The following is an 18649-nucleotide window of genomic DNA, read 5'->3' as shown; positions in this document are numbered from 1 at the left end:
TCCTTTTTTAATGCAATAAAAAACTTGTTAACAGCTTATCATATAGATAAGTCATCAACAGGAAAAATTATAGAGCCCATTTTCTTTGCTAAAAAGAGAATGTAGCCCTTTTATCTTGTTTGGCTTAAGTTATTAATCTAGAATAAATAATATTAATTTTTAACCAGTTAGGACAATTTTATGACTCCAAAACAAGTTTTAAAGAAGGTATTTGGTTATACTAATTTTCGCCCTGGACAAGAACAGGTAATTGATTTGGTTTTGCACAAGCAAAATGTACTGACAGTTATGCCGACTGGCGGTGGTAAGTCGATGTGCTACCAAATACCTGCTCTAATAAATTCAGGTGTAACTTTAGTTATTTCGCCATTAATTTCTTTGATGAAGGATCAAATCGATAACTTACAACAAAATGGGATTAATGCAGCAGCGTTGAACTCTACTACTCCTCAAGAAGAGGTTAATCCTATTCTACGGCAGGCATATGAGGGCAAAATTAAATTAATTTATATTACACCGGAACGTTTAGCACTTGATTATTTTAGATATCAATTAAATTTTTTGGATATTGACTTAGTTGCAGTTGATGAGGCCCATTGTATCTCACAGTGGGGACATGATTTTCGGCCAGCTTATCGGCAATTAATGGCTGGCATCAGTTCATTAAAGAGCAAACCAAATATTTTAGCCTTAACAGCTACAGCGACACCAGCAGTTCAAAATGATATTTGTGAGCAACTTAGTATTCCTAAAGAAAATATGATCATTACTTCATTTGCTCGTCCTAATCTATCGTTTCAAGTTGTTAATTCACCTCAAAATACTCCATTGTATATCACCGAATATATTAAAAAACACCCAGATGAAGCAGGAATCATTTATACTAACACACGTAAAAAAGTTGAAAGTTTGACCGCATATTTAGCACAAAAAGGTATCTCAGTAGGTGCTTATCATGGCGGCATGGGTTCAGCTGAACGCAATAGAGTTCAGGAAGCATTTCAATTCGATGAATTTCAAGTAATTGTGGCAACTAATGCATTTGGAATGGGAATTGATAAAAGTAATGTTCGTTTTGTAATTCATGCTTCAAGTGCAAGAAATATGGAAAGTTATTATCAAGAAGCTGGCCGAGCAGGACGTGATGGGGAAGAAAGTACAGCAATTTTAATTTATCATCCCGGTGACTTACGACAATATCGCTATTTTATCGATGAATCAAATGCAGATGATGAATATCACGAATTGCAATATCGTAAATTGCAAGTAATTACTGATTATGCAAATACTGGCGAATGTTTGCAACAATTTATCGTACGCTATTTTGGCCAAGAGTGTCCGCCTTGTGGCAAATGTTCTAATTGCCTAAATCAAGATAAGTTAACTGATATTACCGTTGATGCTAAAAAAGTGATCAATATGGTGTATGAATTGGATGGTCGTTTTGGAAAAACTATGGTTGCTCAATGCTTAATTGGCTCCAAAAATCAACGTATGCAAGAAATAAATGCAGTACAGTATGAGCATTTTGGTTCATTAAAAATGAAGAAAAAAGATGCTATAAGTTTAATTGATTATCTAATTGCATCAGGATATTTAAAAGTTGAAGGAACTAAATATCCATTAGTACATGTAACTAATCGTGGTTGGGATGTATTAGACGGCAAGATACAGGTTAAGCGAAGAATTGCTAAGGTACAAGCAGCTACTCATAATGGTGGAGAAAATGATGCGTTATTTGAAGCACTCAGACAAAAACGATTAGAATTAGCTAAGCAACAGAAAGTGCCGGCATTTATGATTTTTTCTGATCGTTCACTTCATGATATGGCCCAAATTAAGCCACGAACTGAAGGTGAATTTTTGGAAGTAAGTGGGGTAGGACAAGCTAAAATGAAAAAATACGGTCACGCCATGCTTAAAGTAATAAGGAAGGATCAATAAAATCATCAAAAATAAATAGTATTAATATTGGTCAAATTAGTATTTTTTTATTACAATAAGTTATAAATGAAAGAAGGACTAAGTTTATGGCTAAAAAAACATTAATTATCTACTATTCTTGGAAAGGTAATACCAAGAACATGGCTGAAAAGATTAACAGTGAAATCGAAAACAGTGATTTAAAGCAAGTGACTGTTGCTCCTGATACTTTTGATTCAGATATGTATAAAACTAATGATCTTGCATTGGATCAAATTCAAGGCAAGATTCCTTATCCTGAAATTCAAATGGACGATATTGATTTTAACAACTATGATTTGATTTTAGTAGGTAGTCCAGTTTGGTCAGGTTATCCTGCAACCCCAATTAAGCCATTACTTGAAAAAATGAAGAATTATCATGGTGAAGTTGCATCATTCTTTACTTCCGCAGGTACTAATCATAAAGCCTATGTAAGTCATTTCAATGAATGGGCTAATGGCTTGAATGTAATTGGTGTTGCCCGTGATGACAGTGAAGTCCGCAATTGGGCTGAATAATATAAATTAAAAATGAGAGCTACAGATTACTGTAACTCTCATTTTTTACTTAAGACACAAATCAAGCGCCGTTACGCATGACTCCTAGCTTGATGGGTGTCTCTAAATATGTGGTATTTTTATATCTATTAAAAGAAAAAACAACGGTTTTCTTTATCAATATCACAACAACACCTCATTTCTATTTTCATAGTAAGCGCTTACCTTACAAACTATAATATATCATATAACTCAAATTTTGAATAGTATTTTGGCTAAATCACCAATGATAATTAGTTATATAATATATTTAATTTTAGAAATTTAAACTTATTTTTTGAAATTTGTTAAGTAAAAATCTTTATCTTTTACCCTTTTTTTGTTATTATAATAGCGGAGCGTGTGATGAGCGCTCCGAGGATGAAAAGGCTAAGCAAGATGTCTCTTATGGCATCTGCTGATAGGAAGAAATTTGAAGGTGTAGAAAAGCCATTAAGGACATTTTCCTTAGTGACTTTTTTCTTTTTGTCTAAAAAAATAGTCGACCTAACAGTCGACTATTGTAATATTAAAAGTTGTTTTTGCTTGTTTGTGGGGTAACTTTATCCCATATTGCATCGACTAAACCGATCCACATTAGTCCTAAAGCAACAGAACCACAAACATCACTCGGCCAGTGTGCGTAAAGATAAATTCTTGAAATCATTACTAATACTAACCAAATAGCTAGTAAAATATTTAACCAAATTTTAGCAGTTCTATTTTTGACTAGGACTGGAATTAAAATCAACATTAACCAAAAAACAATAATTGCCATACCTAGTGTATGACCGCTAGGAAAACTAAATCCATCATCTGCCGCTAAATGAGCAGATGGACGAGCACGTTGAATTATATGTTTAACCACCCAGCCAAAAGCATCAGCAGTAACTAAAGATATCACAATGTTTGCCGAAAGAGGACGTTGTTTCTTTAACCAGAGAATGATTGCTATTAACAGCATCCATACTAAATCGACCTTAGTATCTGCTAAAAACGTAATTACATGCATAATACTCTGTAAGTTAGGAATACTATGAACTAAGCTTTCAAAAAAGTTATCAAAGCCAGTAATCCAACTTGCATGAGCCATAATAGAGATTGCCAAGATTAAAAAAATTGGCAATCCAATACAAATAGAATAAATATTTTTTTTGCGCATTTTTTCCTCGATTATTCTTATTTTTTCAACAATAATGAGTTTATCATAGAATATGGATGGAAAAAGAAAAATTTTTAATTAATTGGAAATAATCATGAAAATTAAAGAAATTAAGCGTAATAAGAAACGATATTTGGTTCTACTTTTGCTAGCTGATGAACAAGAAAGTATGATTGGTCGCTATTTAGAACATGGAACAATGTATGTCTTGTTAGATAAGGAAAAGTTAGATCAGAATGTATAATTACTATTGAAGATTCTAATACAATAGAAATTAAGAATCTGGCTACTTATCCAGAAGATCAAGGCAAAGGGTATGCCAAACAATTAGTTAATTTTATTATTCAAAAATATCAGAAACAATATCAAGTTCTACAAGTTGGAACTGGTGATAGTCCATTAACTATACCGTTTTATGAAAAATGTGGATTTCAACGTTCTGGAAAAATTAAGGACTTTTTTGTTAAAAATTATGATCAGCCAATTTTTGAAGCTGGACATCAGTTAATAGACATGATTTATTTAAGTAGAAAATTAAATTAGGAAGGTCATTATTGTTTTATGAAAGAAAATACTAAGAATATGTTAGCAGGTAACCCATACCGTCCAGATAGTGAAGAGCTAAGAAAAATTTCTAGTCTCGCTCATCGCCTATCACGTGACTATAATATGACTACTGATGAGGACCAAGTTGAGCGTAAGGCGATTATTGATCGTTTATTTCCAGATCATGGTAAAGACGTATATTTACAAGGCCCAATTGAAGTAGATTATGGGAAATTTACCCATTTAGGTGATAATTTTTATTCAAATTTCAATTTAACCATCCTAGATACCTGTCCGGTAACAATTGGTAAAAATGTAATGTGTGGTCCTAATGTAACTTTCGCTACGCCATTGCATCCCTTATTACCAGCGCAAAGAAACGCTCGCTTGCAAGCAGATGGCAAGATGGCCGACATCGAGTATGGGGCACCAATTACTGTTGGTGACAATTGTTGGCTAGCTAGCAATGTAACTGTTTGTCCTGGCGTAACAATCGGAAATAATTGTGTTATCGGTGCAGGGGCAGTAGTCACCAAAGATATCCCCGATAATTCGTTGGCATTAGGAGTACCTGCAAAAGTAGTACGGCAAATTACCGAGCAAGATCATTTAAATAATTATCCTTATTAAAATAATAATGAATGCGCTATTATTGTCCTTTATCAGAATTGTAACTTCACTGAAAAAAATAAATGTTAATATTATGGGTAGAATTAACATTGTTGGAGGAATTAAAAACGAAACGTATTAACTTAAAAAAGACATTAATTAAATCAACTATTTCGTTGACTATTGCAGCTGCAATACCCATCGGGACAACAATTGCCAATGCTAACCATTCAGTTCAAGCAGCAAGCTATAATAAAACTGAGATGAGAAGTTTTGTTAGAAATACATTAGCTAACTATTATGCTCGTGGTACCGTAGTAATAATTAAGAATGGACAACCGCAGCAGATTTCATATGGTTACGGCTATTATGGTAAACGATTAGGAGCAGGCAATAGCAAAGTTGTCTATCCTGTTTGTTCCTTACAAAAAGTCATTACCGCTGCAATCATTACTCAATTAATTTCTGCAGGGAAGTTCACTCAATATACCAAAATTTCAAAATGGTATCCTAACTTAAGGGGTGCTAACAATATTACAGTTGGTAATTTAATGACCCATACCTCAGGATTAAAGGCAGCAGATACTGAAGTTAACCGTGGGCGCGTTTATTCAGAAGCTGATGCGATTAATTGGGTAGTTGATAAATTAAATTCGACTACGCAGAACCAGCCAGGGAACTTTTCATATAATAATACTAACTATATTTTGTTAGCAGGTATTATTCGTCAAGAAACTGGCCAAAGCTATAAGCAAAATGTCCAAGATAGAATTATTAATAAACTTGGGTTAAAGCGGACATACTTCTTGGAGGATATTCCAGCAGGTATGACTGATGGAATATCTTATACTTGGAATAGAAAGAATTATCAGTGGGCACAGTATGTCAAGAAAACACAAGCTTCGCAATTAGTAGGGGCAGGCAATTTGTTTTCAGTCCCAATGGATTATTACCGAATTCAACTTGGTTTAACTAACGGGCAAATTCTGAGTCAAACTGATTTTGATTATATGACTCACTTAACTTCGCGTTCATCAAATGGATATTCAGGTGGACTATATATGAAGAATAATGATAGTCTTAAATTGGCCTACGGTAACCTGTATAACACACATTTCGGCAACTGGATTCAAATAACGGCTGATAATCAAAATGGATTGATTATGTTCCTCAATCAAACTCAAAATGATGAAGACAGAAATAAACAAATTGGTTATCAAATTTTAAATCATATTAGGGCCAATACATTTTCTGCAAAATAAAATTTTTCCTGCTCTAAACTTCATGATAAGCTTAAAGCAGGATTTTTTAATTGAGGTGAAAAAATGATTAATGGTGGGGTATTAATCAGTCAAGATTTATCTTGTGCTGGTCAAGTATCGCTCAGTGTAGCATTGCCTGTTTTAAGTGCAAGTGGATTATCGCCAACTATTTTACCAACTGCAATTTTATCTACACATACGGGTGGATTTGGTAAAAATACTTTTTTAGATTTAAGCAGTGAAATGTCTAAAATCATGAAGCATTGGCAAAAGATTAAATTAGATTTTTCAGCTATATATTTAGGTTATTTAGGAAAAAATGCTTTAGATTTTTGGATAAACGAAATAGATCAATTTAAACAAGAAAATAAGTTAATTTTAATTGATCCTGTAATGGGAGACCATGGTCGACTTTATCGCGGAATTGATCAGGATTATGTGATAGCAATGCGAAAATTAATTAAATCGGCTACAATATTAACTCCCAATTTGACAGAGGCAGCGTTTTTATTAGGTGAAAAATTGAATGACTGCTCAATAGAAGATGCAGCAAGTGTCGCTAAAAAAATAGCCAATCGTTTTGGTATTCCTAATGTCATTATCACAGGTATTTCGCTTACTAAAGATAAAATTGCTGAAGTTGGCTTTTCGAATAACCAAAGTTGGTCACTAATTCAAAATAAACTTCCAGGTAATTATTTTGGCACAGGAGATTTGTTTGCTAGTGCTTTTTTAGCAGCTGTGATGCATCAACAAGATCTAAAAATATCTTGTTCACTCGCAGCTAATTTTGTAGCTCAAGCTATTAAGCAAACAACTGAACAAGATCCACGTTTAGGTCCTAATTATGCAGCTGCTTTACCTGATTTATTAGAAAAATGGAGAAACAATGCAAACATTTAGAAAAAATAAAAATTCATTACAAGCTTTAGTCTTAACAGGGATTTTTGCCGCAATTATTTATATTGGAATTTGGGTACTAAGAATTCCAGTTCCTGCAATGGTAGGGCGTCCCTTTATTCATTTTGGCAATACTTTAACTGCTGTAGCAATTTTATATTTAGGCTATCGCAACGGCATGATTGCTGGAATTATTGGTTTAGGTGGCTTTGATTTGTTAAATGGTTACGCTGCAACATCATGGCTAACCATGCTTGAAGTAGTTGTAGTGGCTACTGTTTTGACAGTAGCTTATAGAGGGATGCATTATCAAGATAGTAAAAGAAATATCATCATTTTAGGTGTACTTGCAGGTGTAACTAAAATTTTTACAACGTATTGTGTTTCAATTGTTGAAGCATTGATGGTAGGAACTAGTTTTAAAGTTGCTTTAGTTGGCGCTTTTATTAGTTTGCCCGCAACTGTAATAAATTCGATTTCAACCGCAATTTGTACTCCAATTTTGTATTTTGCCTTGCGGGATGCAAGCCGTTTAATTATGAAACGAGTTAGCTAAAGTTAATAGATTTTACACATAATTTACAGGGTGCTATATTAAATATATCATTACTGTAATAAAAGGTAGGATAACATGAACGAAGACCTAAAGAAAAAGAATAAACGGAATAATATTATTATTTTAACTGTAGCAGTTTTAATTATTATTGGGGTGCTTGCCGGTTTTGGTATTCATAATCATCGAGTAGCAACGCAAGCTGCGGCAGAAAAATATGCAAAAACACATTTTAACCCTAATGTCACAATCGATGGAGTTAAAGTTGGCAAACTAACTGTTGCTAAGGCAATGGAAAAAGTTAACCAAAAAGCTAAAAATCAAGTTGAGTTGAAAAATGATGAATTAGTTTACAGTTATAACACTACTGTTCAATCACTAGATGAAACTGAAGCTAATGCTATTTTTAAAAAGCAACAAACTAAAACCCCATCTGATCGAACTTATAAATTTACTACTAATAATTTAGCTAAAGCAAAAAGAAAATTAACGGATTTAAGAAATGCAAAAATTACTTATAAAATTAAGGATAAAAATTATAAATTAAAAGCTAAAGATCTGTTAAACAATGTCACTTATCGTGATAATTACTATCAATTTGGTAATACTAGCAAATTAACTGCAAAGCTGAATCAAATAGATAAGGATGTTTCAACTTTGCATAAGAGTTATAAGTTTACCGTACCAAAAGGCAATAAAGTCAAAGGTAAAACAATTACGGTTAAAAATAAGACCTGGGGCTGGGGCATCTATGTTAAAAAGACACAACGTTTACTTCTTGAAGCTTTTGCTAAAGGACAAAAAGCTTTTGATGGTGCTGATGCCCTCTATGGTTTAGGCTATAGCACTTATCCTCACGGGTATGATTTTTCAAATAATGGAATTGGCAATACTTATGCTGTTGTCTCATTAAAGAAGCAGGAAGTATGGTTGATTAAAAAAGGAAAGTTAGCTGTTCATTTACGTGACGTAGTTACTGGTACGATGGAAGGTTCTAAAGGAGATCAAACGCCACGTGGTGTTTGGTACATTCACTATAAAGAATCACCAAGTACATTGCGCGGAACTAATGATGATGGTTCAAGTTATGCTTCTCCAGTTAAATACTGGATGCCATTTACTTTGAGTGGCTGTGGATTCCATGATGCATCTTGGCGAACTGATTGGAGTAAAACAGCTTACTTAAAAGGTGGTTCACATGGTTGTGTTAATGTTAAGCCTAGTGAAATTAGAAACGTTTGGAATAACATTAAAAAAGGTGAACCTGTAATTATTTATGAATAAAAATTATAAAAGAGACTCATTAATATGAGCCTCTTTTATTGTGAAACGGATTTTAGCTAGCTAAAATCCACTATTTTTGCATAAATTAACACTTGCATAGATAATCAGCGTGAAACATAGCACTAAAGCCTGATCTAATCGCAAATGTGGACTTAAAAAGGATAAATTCACAGCCATTGTGGAAATTACAAAATTTAGTTAAAATTAAGTAGCAAAATGAACTGCTGTTTGATATAATTTATAAGCGAACTAATGATCAAAATAGAAAGATGAGATGAAATCAAGATGACATCACAAGAAGAAATGCAGGAAGAACAAGTACAATTTTTTGATAAAGAATGGTTAAATTGGAACTAAAATATTTAAATGCATAGTATGCTTCTGTATAATTAGAGAAAAATAAAAATTTAGTAGTTCTTTCAGCAAAAGGAGCGAATTATGCAAATTAAGATTAGACATTTTCAAAGTTTAGATTATGAAGATTTGTGTCGTGTTCATGATGCAGCTCGATTGCAAGAAATGAAATTAGGCAAGGTGGAAAAGTACTTTACTCCGTTTAAGGAAGCACCGTATTGGCATAACTTTTTTGATTCTAAAATTAGAATTGCGGAAGCTGAGGGGAAGTTTGCGGGCTTTATTGCTTATAAACCGCATAAATTAGCTTATTTGTATGTAGATCCTAAATTTCAAAGACATGGTATTGGAGATAGTTTATTGACTTCAGCATTACCTAATATTAAACGACCAATTCGTTTAGAAGTCTTTAGTGATAATCTAGCAGCAAAATCATTATATGCTAAGCATGGTTTTAAGATAATAAAAACTGTTAAAGAGCCATGGTGGTCTGATCCAAAATCTGACTTAGTTTCCAGCGATACTATGGAATTAGTGTGAGGATAGCAGAATGAGTTTTTATAGTCTTGATTATGAAAAAGAACGTTTTATTCAATTAGCTAAAAAGAATACACGATCATTTTATGAGCATCATGATCAAATTCCTTCTTCAGCTGGACAAGTTGAATTAGCTAAAGAATTAGTTGAAGAAATGAAAGAAATTGGTCTTGAAGCCTATTACAATAAGAAAACGGCCTTTGCTATTGGAAAATTAAGTAAAAACGTTACAGATGATATTACTCCAATAGGATTTTTTGCCCACGTAGATACTGCTGATTTTAATGCGAATAATATTAGACCACAAGTGCATGAACATTATGATGGACAAAAAATTGTTTTAGATCAAGCAAAGAATATTGTACTAGATTCAGCTGAATTTCCAGATTTGTTAACTTTAAAGGACCAAACTTTAATTACCTCTGATGGACATACTTTGTTAGGAGTTGATGATAAAGCTGGAATCACTGGCGCTCTAGCAATGCTTAGATATTTAACAGAACATTCTGAGATTGAACATGGCGATGTCTTTGTGGCCTTTGGTCCAGATGAAGAAATTGGTTGTGGGGGACAATATTTTGATATTGCTGATTTTCCTGGAGTAGAATTTGCTTATACTTTAGATAATGGACGTCCTGGAGATTTTACATACGATACTTTTAATGCATCGGAAGTCACCATTCATATTAAAGGTACTGTGGTTCATCCCGGAGAAGCATATGGCTTAATGGTTAATGCTACAACTTTAATGAATGATTTCTTATCTAATTTGCCGCAAGATCAAGTACCAGAAAAATCGCGTAATCATGATGGGTATTTTTTAGTCTTACATACTCAAAGTAGTGTTGATCATGCTGATATTAGTATGATTATTCGTGATTTTGATCAGGCTGAATTCAATCATAAAGAACAATTTATCTATAATCTAGTTAAAAAGCTGAACCAAAAATATGGCAAGGGTAGATTTACAGTAAAAATTCGAGAACAGTACGAAAATATTTATAACTACATCAAAGATAAGCCATATATTGTAAATTTAGCCCTGGATGCTTACCGTAAATCTGGATTAACGACTAATGTTCATTCTTTTAGAGGTGGAACGGATGGAAACTTCATTTCGCCTAAGGGTATTCCTACACCTAATTTATTTAATGGTGGTGGTAATTATCATGGGCGCTACGAATATGTAACTGTTGAGCAGATTGATAAGTTAGCCGAAACACTAACCAATATCATAATGGAACATTTGCGGCAAACTCGTAATGGAAGAAATGAAAAACCACTTGAGAAATATTGGTAAAAATTAGCAAGTATTTTGTTTAACAAGTTAGTAATTGAGTATTACTATATAAATAGCTGAGCGAGATCTTTATCTCGCATAAGCGGTTAATAAACCAATTTTCTTCATTTATAATCTAAAAAAGAACAGGGATGTATGCTATGGAATATATCCCTGTTCTTTTATTTGGTATAATCTTCACCGTAAATATAATGATGCAATTTTAGATACTGATCATATAATTTACGTTCATTTTGATTATCTTTAGGAAAATAATATTGTTTTCCTTCTAGTCCCTGTGGCATATAATTTTGTTTAGCAATTTGATGCGGTACTTGAAAAGGGGATCCAGCTAAACCGGCACCTGTAATTTCTTTGGCGTGTTTATAATGAAAATCACGCAATCCATTAGGCATAGGATGTTGACTAGCATATTTGCTATCCTGTTCAAGTCTTTCCCATATTTCGTCAAAAGCACCAGATTTAGGTGAAATGCACATCAGCATAGTTGCAAACATCAAAGGATATTTTGCCTTAGGCATTCCTATTTTTTCGGCTTGATTAGCAGCTGTAACAATTTGCGTTACTTGTTGTGGATTGGCTAAGCCAATATATGTATATGGGACTTCGCGTAAGCGCCGTACTACCGAAGCTAAATCACCATTTTCTAATAATACAGCAAGATAATAAAGTGCTGCATCTGTATCAGAGCCGGCCATTGAATCAGAATAAGCAGCTAAATAATCATAGTGTTTAATAGCCTTTTTATCATAGCTAAAGAATTGCTGGTTGGTAAAAGACTTAACATTTTCTAGCGTGATCTTTTTAGGATTGAGTGCATTAACGGTTTCTAGAATATTTAAAGCAACCCTTAAATCCCCATTGGCTGCAGCTGCTATTAAATTTAATGAATTATCTTCGATTTGTTTATCGCTTAATGACAAAATGTTAGTACAAGCCTTATGCAGGACGGGCACAATATCATCTTCAGTTAAAGCCTTGAATTCAAAAATTTGGCATCGAGACCTTACTGCTGGAACAATAGACATAATTGGATTTTCGGTAGTAGAACCTACTAATAAAATATGTCCATTTTCTAAATGTGGCAATAAAAAATCTTGAAGATTTTTAGTCATACGATGAATTTCATCAATTAAAAGGACAAAGGTCTGATATTTATAAGCATTAATAATATTGGTTAATTGAGTTTTATTATCAATTGAAGCATTAAAGGAAGCAAAAGGGTAATTATTTTCTTGAGCGATAATTTGCGCTAGACTTGTCTTCCCTGTACCCGGAGGTCCCCAAAGTAATAATGAAATATTAACATGCTGCTCAATGATTTTCCTTAAAGCTTTTCCAGGTCCTAGCAATTCCTTTTGTCCGACTACATCTGTTAAAGCTTTAGGTCTCATTTGTTCAGCTAATGGTGTTTTAAATTGCATTGAAATCCTTCTTTCAGTAAAATTAAGTATACTATTTTCTAGAAAGTTGTCACAAAGCAGCTTGCACTATCAAAAAGTAAGTGGTACAATAAAACTACTATACGGAAAGTAAGCAAGTTTTCTAGAAAGAGGCGTATTTAATGATTACTCTTTACATGTCTACAAGTAGTGCATCTTCACGTAAGGCAAGAGCATGGCTTAACAAATATCATCTTTCTTTCAAAGAAAAGAATGTCTTTAAAGAATTATCTAAGGAAGATGTTCTACACATGCTAGCTTTAACTGAAAATGGAACTGAGGATATTCTGTCTACTCGTTCACAATCTTTCAAACAATTGAAAAATAAATTGAATGAGGACTTATCAATATCTGAATTGGTTAATTTGATTACTGAGAATCCGGGACTCTTAAAGCGTCCTATTATTGCCGATGATCATCGAATGCAAGTAGGGTACAATGAAGAAGACATTCGGCAATTCCTACCACGAGATATCAGAAAGGCTGAATTAATCGAAGCACAGCGTATTGCTGATGCAGCTTAAAATAATAATACAAACAAAAACGATGAATTATTTTTTGTAATTCATCGTTTTATTTTGCCCAAAAATATCATTTATTTAATCCTGGACGTTGTTTCTTAGCGACTTTTTTGCCCATGGTCATATTATCATTATAGCCCCAGATTCAAACTGCAATTGAAACTGCACTTGCAATTAAGAAAGTGTAAAAACTATTTAATGGGGTAGGGTGTGCTGGATTAAAGAAGCTGGAGAAAACAATTAAACCACCGGTGAATTATACATCGTTCCATGCATTAGGCCAGTTACTAAGCCCCAAAACGCTGAATCAATACATCTTAAACAATAAACCTGAAAAACTGTTGGTCTTCACAAATTTCTATGGTAAAACTCACACTGCACAATTACCAAAAAAATTCCAAAATAAAGATTATCAACTTATGTTAAGCAATTATGCAGTACAAAATGGAAAACTTGGTGAACAAATCACGTTAAGGCCCTATGAAGCAGCCGTTAAAATTAAATAGACTAACTCAAGCAATTGTGTTAAAGTTAAGGCGTTCGTGAAGATTAAGATTTACGGACGAGGAATTCGCAAGAAGTCATGATTTGGTTCATGACTTCTTTTTTGCCCAATATATCTAAAATTTTAGTATAATCTTAGATAAATACATTAAAGGAAGTAGACGTTTATTCTATGCTAAAAGAGGAAACAAAGTTTGATCAACTAGGACAAAAGCTTTTTATGAAAGGCGTTTTGCAAGATTTCGAAAAGAAAAATGGGCCAATTAAAGGAAGAATGATGGTGACTGAAGGTAAAATTCCTCCAGAAATGTTAACTAAACTGCAAGATGATTTAATGAAGAGTAGTAATTGGACTGTAGTGGAAGGCAGCTTTGATTTCTATAACTATACTATTGGTATGGTAATTAATTTAAATACTGGAAAACCGTTAGCTAACGGATGGCTTGTACCTCAATTGGGTCATCCTGGAATGCAACCAGCAGAGAAATGGCAAGAATTTCTAATCGAAAAAGTTGTCGACGCAATTGATGAAACTGGTAAGATTAGTTTACCATTATATGTTTGGATCTCGGATCGCAGCGATCTTACTAAAACTGATAAAGATTTATAAAATAAAGTGTTAAAAAACACAGGTCTAAAATGGACCTGTGTTTTGTTTTGGAACTAATTATGAGTATTAAGAATTTGTTGAATTAAGTTAGACAATATAAACAGACTATCTGTTAATTGCTTGAACAGATTTTTGTGCTTTCCACCAATCAGGTAAATCATTTAAAAGTTTGTTTAGAGTACTATTGCGGTGTGAAATCGCGTTTCTTTCGTTAAGACTCATTTCTGCCAATGTTTTGCCTAATTCCGGAACTACAAATAGAGAATCATAACCATAATTACTGCTACCGTGTGGATACTTAGCAATTAGTCCACTAATTCTGCCCGCGCTAACAATATCATTACTTTCTTGACCAGGCCAAGTAAAAACAAAGGCTGTATAATAACTTGCGGTTCGCTTTTCGCTAGGGATACCACCCAAATCACCTAATAATTTGGCTTTATCATCTTGACCATTATGATGATACGGCAAAATCCCTAAAGAATTGATTAGATAATCAACACTTATACCTGAACTTTCGGATAATGTCGGTAAATTAGTGAATTCAGCTAAGCGATGAGCGGTAGATCTGGCATTACTTAAAAATGTGACTTCAGAATAAGATTTTTGAGGGGCGTAATCAACCTCAGCTAACCCCATTACTTTGATAGGAATATCAAGCTTGTTTAATTTATCTTGTAATTCATTAATTTTATTTTGGTCATATGTTGTAAATAATAAACTATCCATTTGATTTCTCCATAATTCAAAAAATATATACCAATTCGATGTATTCGCTTTCATAAGCTGCATGGTCATTGTCGTATGTTTGTGAATCAAAGTCAAGTCATAGCGGCTAGAATTGCTTTTTATTGTTAATTTTCTTTGAATTAAAAAGAATCGTGTTATTTTAAAACTATAGAGATTGTGAAATAGTTAAATATAAATATAATTACTGTTTATCGATCAAACTATTAGACCAATTTTAGTAAAATGTAACTTGCTGTTGCACTTAAGCAATTTCGTTTAACATAGATAAAGATAAGAATCATAAGAAACTTGTACTAAATTGCACAAGACAAAATACGATAAAAATTATTTAAAAATAAAATTGTTTTTAAACAAAAAAGAGATAAATTCTTTTCAATTTATCTCTTTCGGTCTAACTGACTATTAAAAATTTCCATAAAGCACTATTAGTGTACCAATTTTGTGGTTGGAGCGCACCCAGACTTGCAACAATAATACAGATTGCTAATGTAGTCATTATGAAGGCTAAGCCAATATTTGCTATATTAAATGGAAATAAAGTTTTGCGCTGCTTTATTGCAATATGAATAGCTAAAATTACTAAAATCAGTCCAATAACAATTCCTAGTTGGTAATATATATACATCCTATCCTCCAAAAGCCCCATAGTTTATCTATCATGAACAAACTTAATTATAGCAATTTTTATTTGGCTAGACTCTTTAATTTATTAAAATCAATGTTATATTAGAGAGGTAGAAAGAAGATTATATACATATGTCTATTGATATTTACAATGAAAAACTTGAACCATATGACGATGGCAAGCGTCATAAATTTAGTGGTACATTTGATCGATTAAATGATCGTTTAGCTATTTTCAAGGACATCCGCATTGCAGGAGCTGGTGGAAATCCGATTGTTAAGCAACTAGCATTACACTATTTAAAAACCTTCAAGGATCTTGATTTAAAAAAGGGTGATGTAGTTGAATTTGAAGGCATGGTTGCGAAAGATTCTAACAACGGCCTAATGATAGAACGTCCAACTCAAGCTGAAAAAGTAAAATCTGCAACTGCTAACGATGCTAAAGTTGATGTCGTTGGTGATGACTGGAATTGGTTTGAAAACTAATTTAAAAAGCGACTTACATTAATTGCAAGCCGCCTTTTATTTTTCAAAATTTAAGTACCAATCCAAAGTGTAGTAAAATTGATTCTGTAAGGAGAATTTGATGCATTTTGATATTTTTAATCGAAAAACTATCTCAACTGATAACATATTTTTCGAAACAACACTAAATCCTAAACAAGCGATGATTATTGGCAAGAGTGCCAAAATTAAGCGCTGGTTTTTCTTGTCTACTAATTTTGCTACGTTATATGTAATTATCCTCTCAGTTATAAGTATTTTACTGATTCATTCTAATAGCTTTACGCTGATTGGTTTGTTATTAGCCTTATTAAATTTGATGATTAATCGTTTATCATCAAATTATTGGAAGACTTTCTTTAGACCTAACGCTGAATATGGTAAAAATCATCGTCCAGCTGTTTTGCCAATTTTATATATTGTTACTTTATTTGGCTGGCTTTGGAGTATGAATCACTTTGTAGCACACTTAACCTTTCTTAGTGGAGCATTTGTATTAATTGGTGTGATGGGAAGTTTATTATCACTATGGGTTTGGATGAATCTTAATACTATTTCCTGTATTCCAATCAGCGAAATGCAATGGCGTACTAATGCCAAGCGCAGGGGAGTACCAGAAGAAGAAATAGAAGAAATCATCGCTCAATTAAAGAAACGAAGAGCAACTTATTTTAATAAACACGATAAGTAAATTTTAACGAAGGATAGAATTTAATGACAGATTTTAAGAAATTTGAAAGCACAATTTTTTCATCAGACGATAATTTTGCCATTAGAAAAATTGAACACGATGTAATTTTGACTTATCGTAATCGTCATGGTGAAAAAGAATATGAGAGTTTATCCCAAAATACCTATCGCGTATTTTTCAATAATAAACTTGAAGTCAGTCGACTATATCCACCTGATGAATATAGTCATAACTGGCTAATTAAGATTTTGTTACCTCAAATCCCAGTTGCATCTCTTAGATCAATGTCAATCGCTTTAACTACATTAGAACGAATTGCTCAAAGTCGAGAAGCGATGCAATTGTCAGAATATGACAAAGACAGAGAAAATACTGAAATAAGATCTTGGTTTGACTTACGAAATAAACTAAAAAAGATTTCTAAAGCTTTCAGTTTAATTAAACAAAGTGCAGATCAAACAACACAGTGGTTGGGAAGCGACGGGCAACCTTATCGTGAAATAGTTTTGGCAAATAGTTTACGCCTTAACTATGGTCAAGACGAAATTGCTCGCTTGGTTCCAATTAAAGATAAATGGATTATTCAATTTGTTAAAACAGATTTTACTGCAGTTGACGGTATTGTTGACCAGTTGTTTGCAGCATTAACTTTATTAGTACAGTATGTAGAACACTAACTGAAAATGGAACATTTTACATATGCCATTAATGGAACTTTCTTAATGTTGATAGTTCCGACTTTATTTGTATTGTTACTGCGTCAATTAAGCCATGTAGCCAATCAAAAGTTAGTAAATACATTTGGTTTTAATAGTCAAATCATTGTGGGCGGATTAGGTATAATTGTTCATGAATTAAGTCATTTAATCATGGCTGTGATCTTCGGTCATCATATTAATGCTGTTTGTTTATTACACATTCCTACTAATGATGATATGTCGCTAGGATATGTGAAGCATACCTGGTCACCAACATCTACTTACCAAAAAACAGGGAATGCTTTTATTGGTATCGCTCCAGTATTAGGTTGCACTTTGTTAATTTACATAATCATGCGTACGTTAAATGTACCTGTTGCACTTGTTCAAGACCAAATAACTGCACAACTACTGAACGATGGGAATGCACTTAATTGGAGCTTTATTAATCATGGCTGGATTTATTTTTTTGAATTATTTCAACTTAATTTTGCTTCGTTTTGGCATTCAATTATCGCTTTAATCCTAATAATTAGTCTTTGCTTTGGAGGCTTTGATTTAAGTGACATCGATCTAAAAAGCGGAAAATATGCTTTTTTAGGATTGGTAGGCATCACTTTTATCATGTTATTACTAATTTCTTTTCTTGACTTTCATGCAGCGTTATTGCCATTTTTAGTTAATATTACAGTTTGGGTTTATCTTCTATTCATTATTTCAATAGTTATCTTGTTAATTATTAACTTAATCATGTACTTGTTTAGTGTTAGTAAACGGGGATAAAATGCTTGCTTAATTAATAAATCCTTAAATACTAATAATATATTGTTTACAAAAAGCGGTATCATTACTGTCTAATAAAAATATACGTTATACTTGATGTGGATAAAAAATTAAACAGAGTAAAGAGGTCAAAAATGTATACAAATATTCGCAAGTTTAAAGAGGGCGGCAATTACCCCGAACAACAAAACGGGTTACCCCAAGCTTTTTTTCACAATCCTAAATATGAGAAATTAAGTCCAGACGCACGATACTTATATATGATATTTACTATGAGGATGATTAATTCCCAGACTAATGGATGGGTTGACTCCGATGGTAATATGTATATTATTTACTCTAATCAGGAACTGATGAATGACATGCATTGTAATTCTTATACCGTAAGTCGTCTAAAAAAAGAATTAGTCAAACATGACTTGTTGTTGGAAGAAAACACTCCACCGGGACACGCTAATAAGTTATACCCGTTAAGAGTTACTAATAGTAATAAATGATAAAAAACATTGGC

General features: G+C 32.9%; 20 protein-coding genes and 2 pseudogenes. 17 read left to right on the top strand and 5 right to left on the bottom strand.

The window, feature by feature from the left end; translation table 11 throughout:
• The first annotated feature begins 180 nt into the window (after nt 1-180).
• The gene (gene recQ / locus Q0Y84_RS09245; protein ID WP_297952967.1) at nt 181-1944 is read left to right on the top strand and encodes a DNA helicase RecQ; all 1764 of its coding nucleotides are present in this window, start codon (nt 181-183) and stop codon (nt 1942-1944) included.
• Nucleotides 1945-2030: 86 nt separating this feature from the next.
• Entirely contained in the window at nt 2031-2483 is a 453-nt protein-coding gene (locus Q0Y84_RS09240) for a flavodoxin (protein WP_297952965.1), read from the top strand.
• A gap of 547 nt (nt 2484-3030) precedes the next feature.
• Here Q0Y84_RS09240 and Q0Y84_RS09235 read toward each other — a convergent pair.
• Entirely contained in the window at nt 3031-3663 is a 633-nt protein-coding gene (locus Q0Y84_RS09235; protein WP_297952963.1) for a phosphatase PAP2 family protein, read from the bottom strand.
• Between the two features lie 94 nt (nt 3664-3757).
• Here Q0Y84_RS09235 and Q0Y84_RS12330 point away from each other — a divergent pair.
• The 8 genes and pseudogenes from Q0Y84_RS12330 (at nt 3758) to pepT (ending at nt 11008) form a co-directional block, all read left to right on the top strand.
• A pseudogene (locus tag Q0Y84_RS12330) lies at nt 3758-4206 on the top strand (GNAT family N-acetyltransferase).
• An 18-nt stretch (nt 4207-4224) separates the two neighbouring features.
• Entirely contained in the window at nt 4225-4839 is a 615-nt protein-coding gene (locus Q0Y84_RS09220) for a sugar O-acetyltransferase (protein ID WP_297952959.1), read from the top strand.
• Between the two features lie 137 nt (nt 4840-4976).
• Nucleotides 4977-6080 carry a serine hydrolase domain-containing protein gene (locus Q0Y84_RS09215; RefSeq protein WP_297952973.1) on the top strand — a complete coding sequence of 368 codons (1104 nt, stop codon included), beginning with the start codon at nt 4977-4979 and terminating at the stop codon, nt 6078-6080.
• 63 nt (nt 6081-6143) lie between these two features.
• On the top strand, nt 6144-6983 hold the full coding sequence (locus Q0Y84_RS09210; RefSeq protein ID WP_297952957.1) for a pyridoxamine kinase: 840 nt from the start codon (nt 6144-6146) through the stop codon (nt 6981-6983).
• A complete protein-coding gene (locus Q0Y84_RS09205; RefSeq protein WP_297952955.1) occupies nt 6970-7536 on the top strand; it encodes an ECF transporter S component in 567 nt (188 codons plus the stop codon). Before Q0Y84_RS09210 ends, Q0Y84_RS09205 begins: the two co-directional genes overlap by 14 nt.
• Before the next feature lie 75 nt (nt 7537-7611).
• On the top strand, nt 7612-8817 hold the full coding sequence (locus Q0Y84_RS09200; protein WP_297952952.1) for a L,D-transpeptidase family protein: 1206 nt from the start codon (nt 7612-7614) through the stop codon (nt 8815-8817).
• 438 nt (nt 8818-9255) lie between these two features.
• Entirely contained in the window at nt 9256-9711 is a 456-nt protein-coding gene (locus tag Q0Y84_RS09195) for an N-acetyltransferase (RefSeq protein WP_297952950.1), read from the top strand.
• Between the two features lie 10 nt (nt 9712-9721).
• Nucleotides 9722-11008 carry a peptidase T gene (gene pepT, locus Q0Y84_RS09190; RefSeq protein ID WP_297952948.1) on the top strand — a complete coding sequence of 429 codons (1287 nt, stop codon included), beginning with the start codon at nt 9722-9724 and terminating at the stop codon, nt 11006-11008.
• Between the two features lie 161 nt (nt 11009-11169).
• On the opposite strand, the gene Q0Y84_RS09185 is transcribed toward pepT, so the two are convergent.
• Nucleotides 11170-12432 (bottom strand): replication-associated recombination protein A, encoded by a 1263-nt coding sequence (locus Q0Y84_RS09185; RefSeq protein WP_297952946.1) that lies wholly within the window; start codon nt 12430-12432, stop codon nt 11170-11172.
• A 140-nt stretch (nt 12433-12572) separates the two neighbouring features.
• On the opposite strand from Q0Y84_RS09185, the gene spx reads away from it, so the two are divergent.
• Nucleotides 12573-12974, top strand: a complete 402-nt coding sequence (gene spx / locus Q0Y84_RS09180) for a transcriptional regulator Spx (RefSeq protein WP_297952944.1) — start codon at nt 12573-12575, stop codon at nt 12972-12974.
• 67 nt (nt 12975-13041) lie between these two features.
• Here spx and Q0Y84_RS09175 read toward each other — a convergent pair.
• Nucleotides 13042-13286: pseudogene (locus tag Q0Y84_RS09175) on the bottom strand (PTS beta-glucoside transporter subunit EIIBCA); the annotation flags it as partial.
• A 361-nt stretch (nt 13287-13647) separates the two neighbouring features.
• Here Q0Y84_RS09175 and Q0Y84_RS09170 point away from each other — a divergent pair.
• Nucleotides 13648-14085, top strand: coding sequence for a hypothetical protein (locus tag Q0Y84_RS09170; RefSeq protein WP_297952942.1), 438 nt, complete (start codon nt 13648-13650; stop codon nt 14083-14085).
• Between the two features lie 105 nt (nt 14086-14190).
• Here Q0Y84_RS09170 and Q0Y84_RS09165 read toward each other — a convergent pair whose 3' ends face one another.
• A complete protein-coding gene (locus tag Q0Y84_RS09165; protein ID WP_297952940.1) occupies nt 14191-14814 on the bottom strand; it encodes a non-canonical purine NTP pyrophosphatase in 624 nt (207 codons plus the stop codon).
• A gap of 412 nt (nt 14815-15226) precedes the next feature.
• Complete coding sequence (locus Q0Y84_RS09160; RefSeq protein WP_297952938.1) at nt 15227-15460, bottom strand: hypothetical protein; 234 nt, start codon at nt 15458-15460, stop codon at nt 15227-15229.
• Between the two features lie 131 nt (nt 15461-15591).
• On the opposite strand from Q0Y84_RS09160, the gene Q0Y84_RS09155 reads away from it, so the two are divergent.
• The 5 genes from Q0Y84_RS09155 to Q0Y84_RS09135 all read left to right on the top strand — a co-directional run bounded on the left by Q0Y84_RS09155 (nt 15592) and on the right by Q0Y84_RS09135 (nt 18635).
• Nucleotides 15592-15948 carry a hypothetical protein gene (locus Q0Y84_RS09155; RefSeq protein WP_297952936.1) on the top strand — a complete coding sequence of 119 codons (357 nt, stop codon included), beginning with the start codon at nt 15592-15594 and terminating at the stop codon, nt 15946-15948.
• A 100-nt stretch (nt 15949-16048) separates the two neighbouring features.
• A complete protein-coding gene (locus tag Q0Y84_RS09150) occupies nt 16049-16657 on the top strand; it encodes a hypothetical protein (protein WP_297952935.1) in 609 nt (202 codons plus the stop codon).
• A gap of 23 nt (nt 16658-16680) precedes the next feature.
• The gene (locus Q0Y84_RS09145) at nt 16681-17334 is read left to right on the top strand and encodes a hypothetical protein (protein ID WP_297952933.1); all 654 of its coding nucleotides are present in this window, start codon (nt 16681-16683) and stop codon (nt 17332-17334) included.
• A gap of 6 nt (nt 17335-17340) precedes the next feature.
• The gene (locus tag Q0Y84_RS09140; RefSeq protein ID WP_297952931.1) at nt 17341-18138 is read left to right on the top strand and encodes a hypothetical protein; all 798 of its coding nucleotides are present in this window, start codon (nt 17341-17343) and stop codon (nt 18136-18138) included.
• Nucleotides 18139-18272: 134 nt separating this feature from the next.
• Nucleotides 18273-18635, top strand: a complete 363-nt coding sequence (locus tag Q0Y84_RS09135; protein WP_297952929.1) for a replication initiator protein A — start codon at nt 18273-18275, stop codon at nt 18633-18635.
• Nucleotides 18636-18649: the final 14 nt, after the last annotated feature.

Origin of the sequence: uncultured Lactobacillus sp. (assembly GCF_947367125.1) — a bacterium.
Lineage (GTDB): Bacteria > Bacillota > Bacilli > Lactobacillales > Lactobacillaceae > Lactobacillus.
The sequence above is the reverse complement of the archived record's forward strand: the minus strand, read 5'-3'. Positions and strand labels throughout refer to the sequence as shown.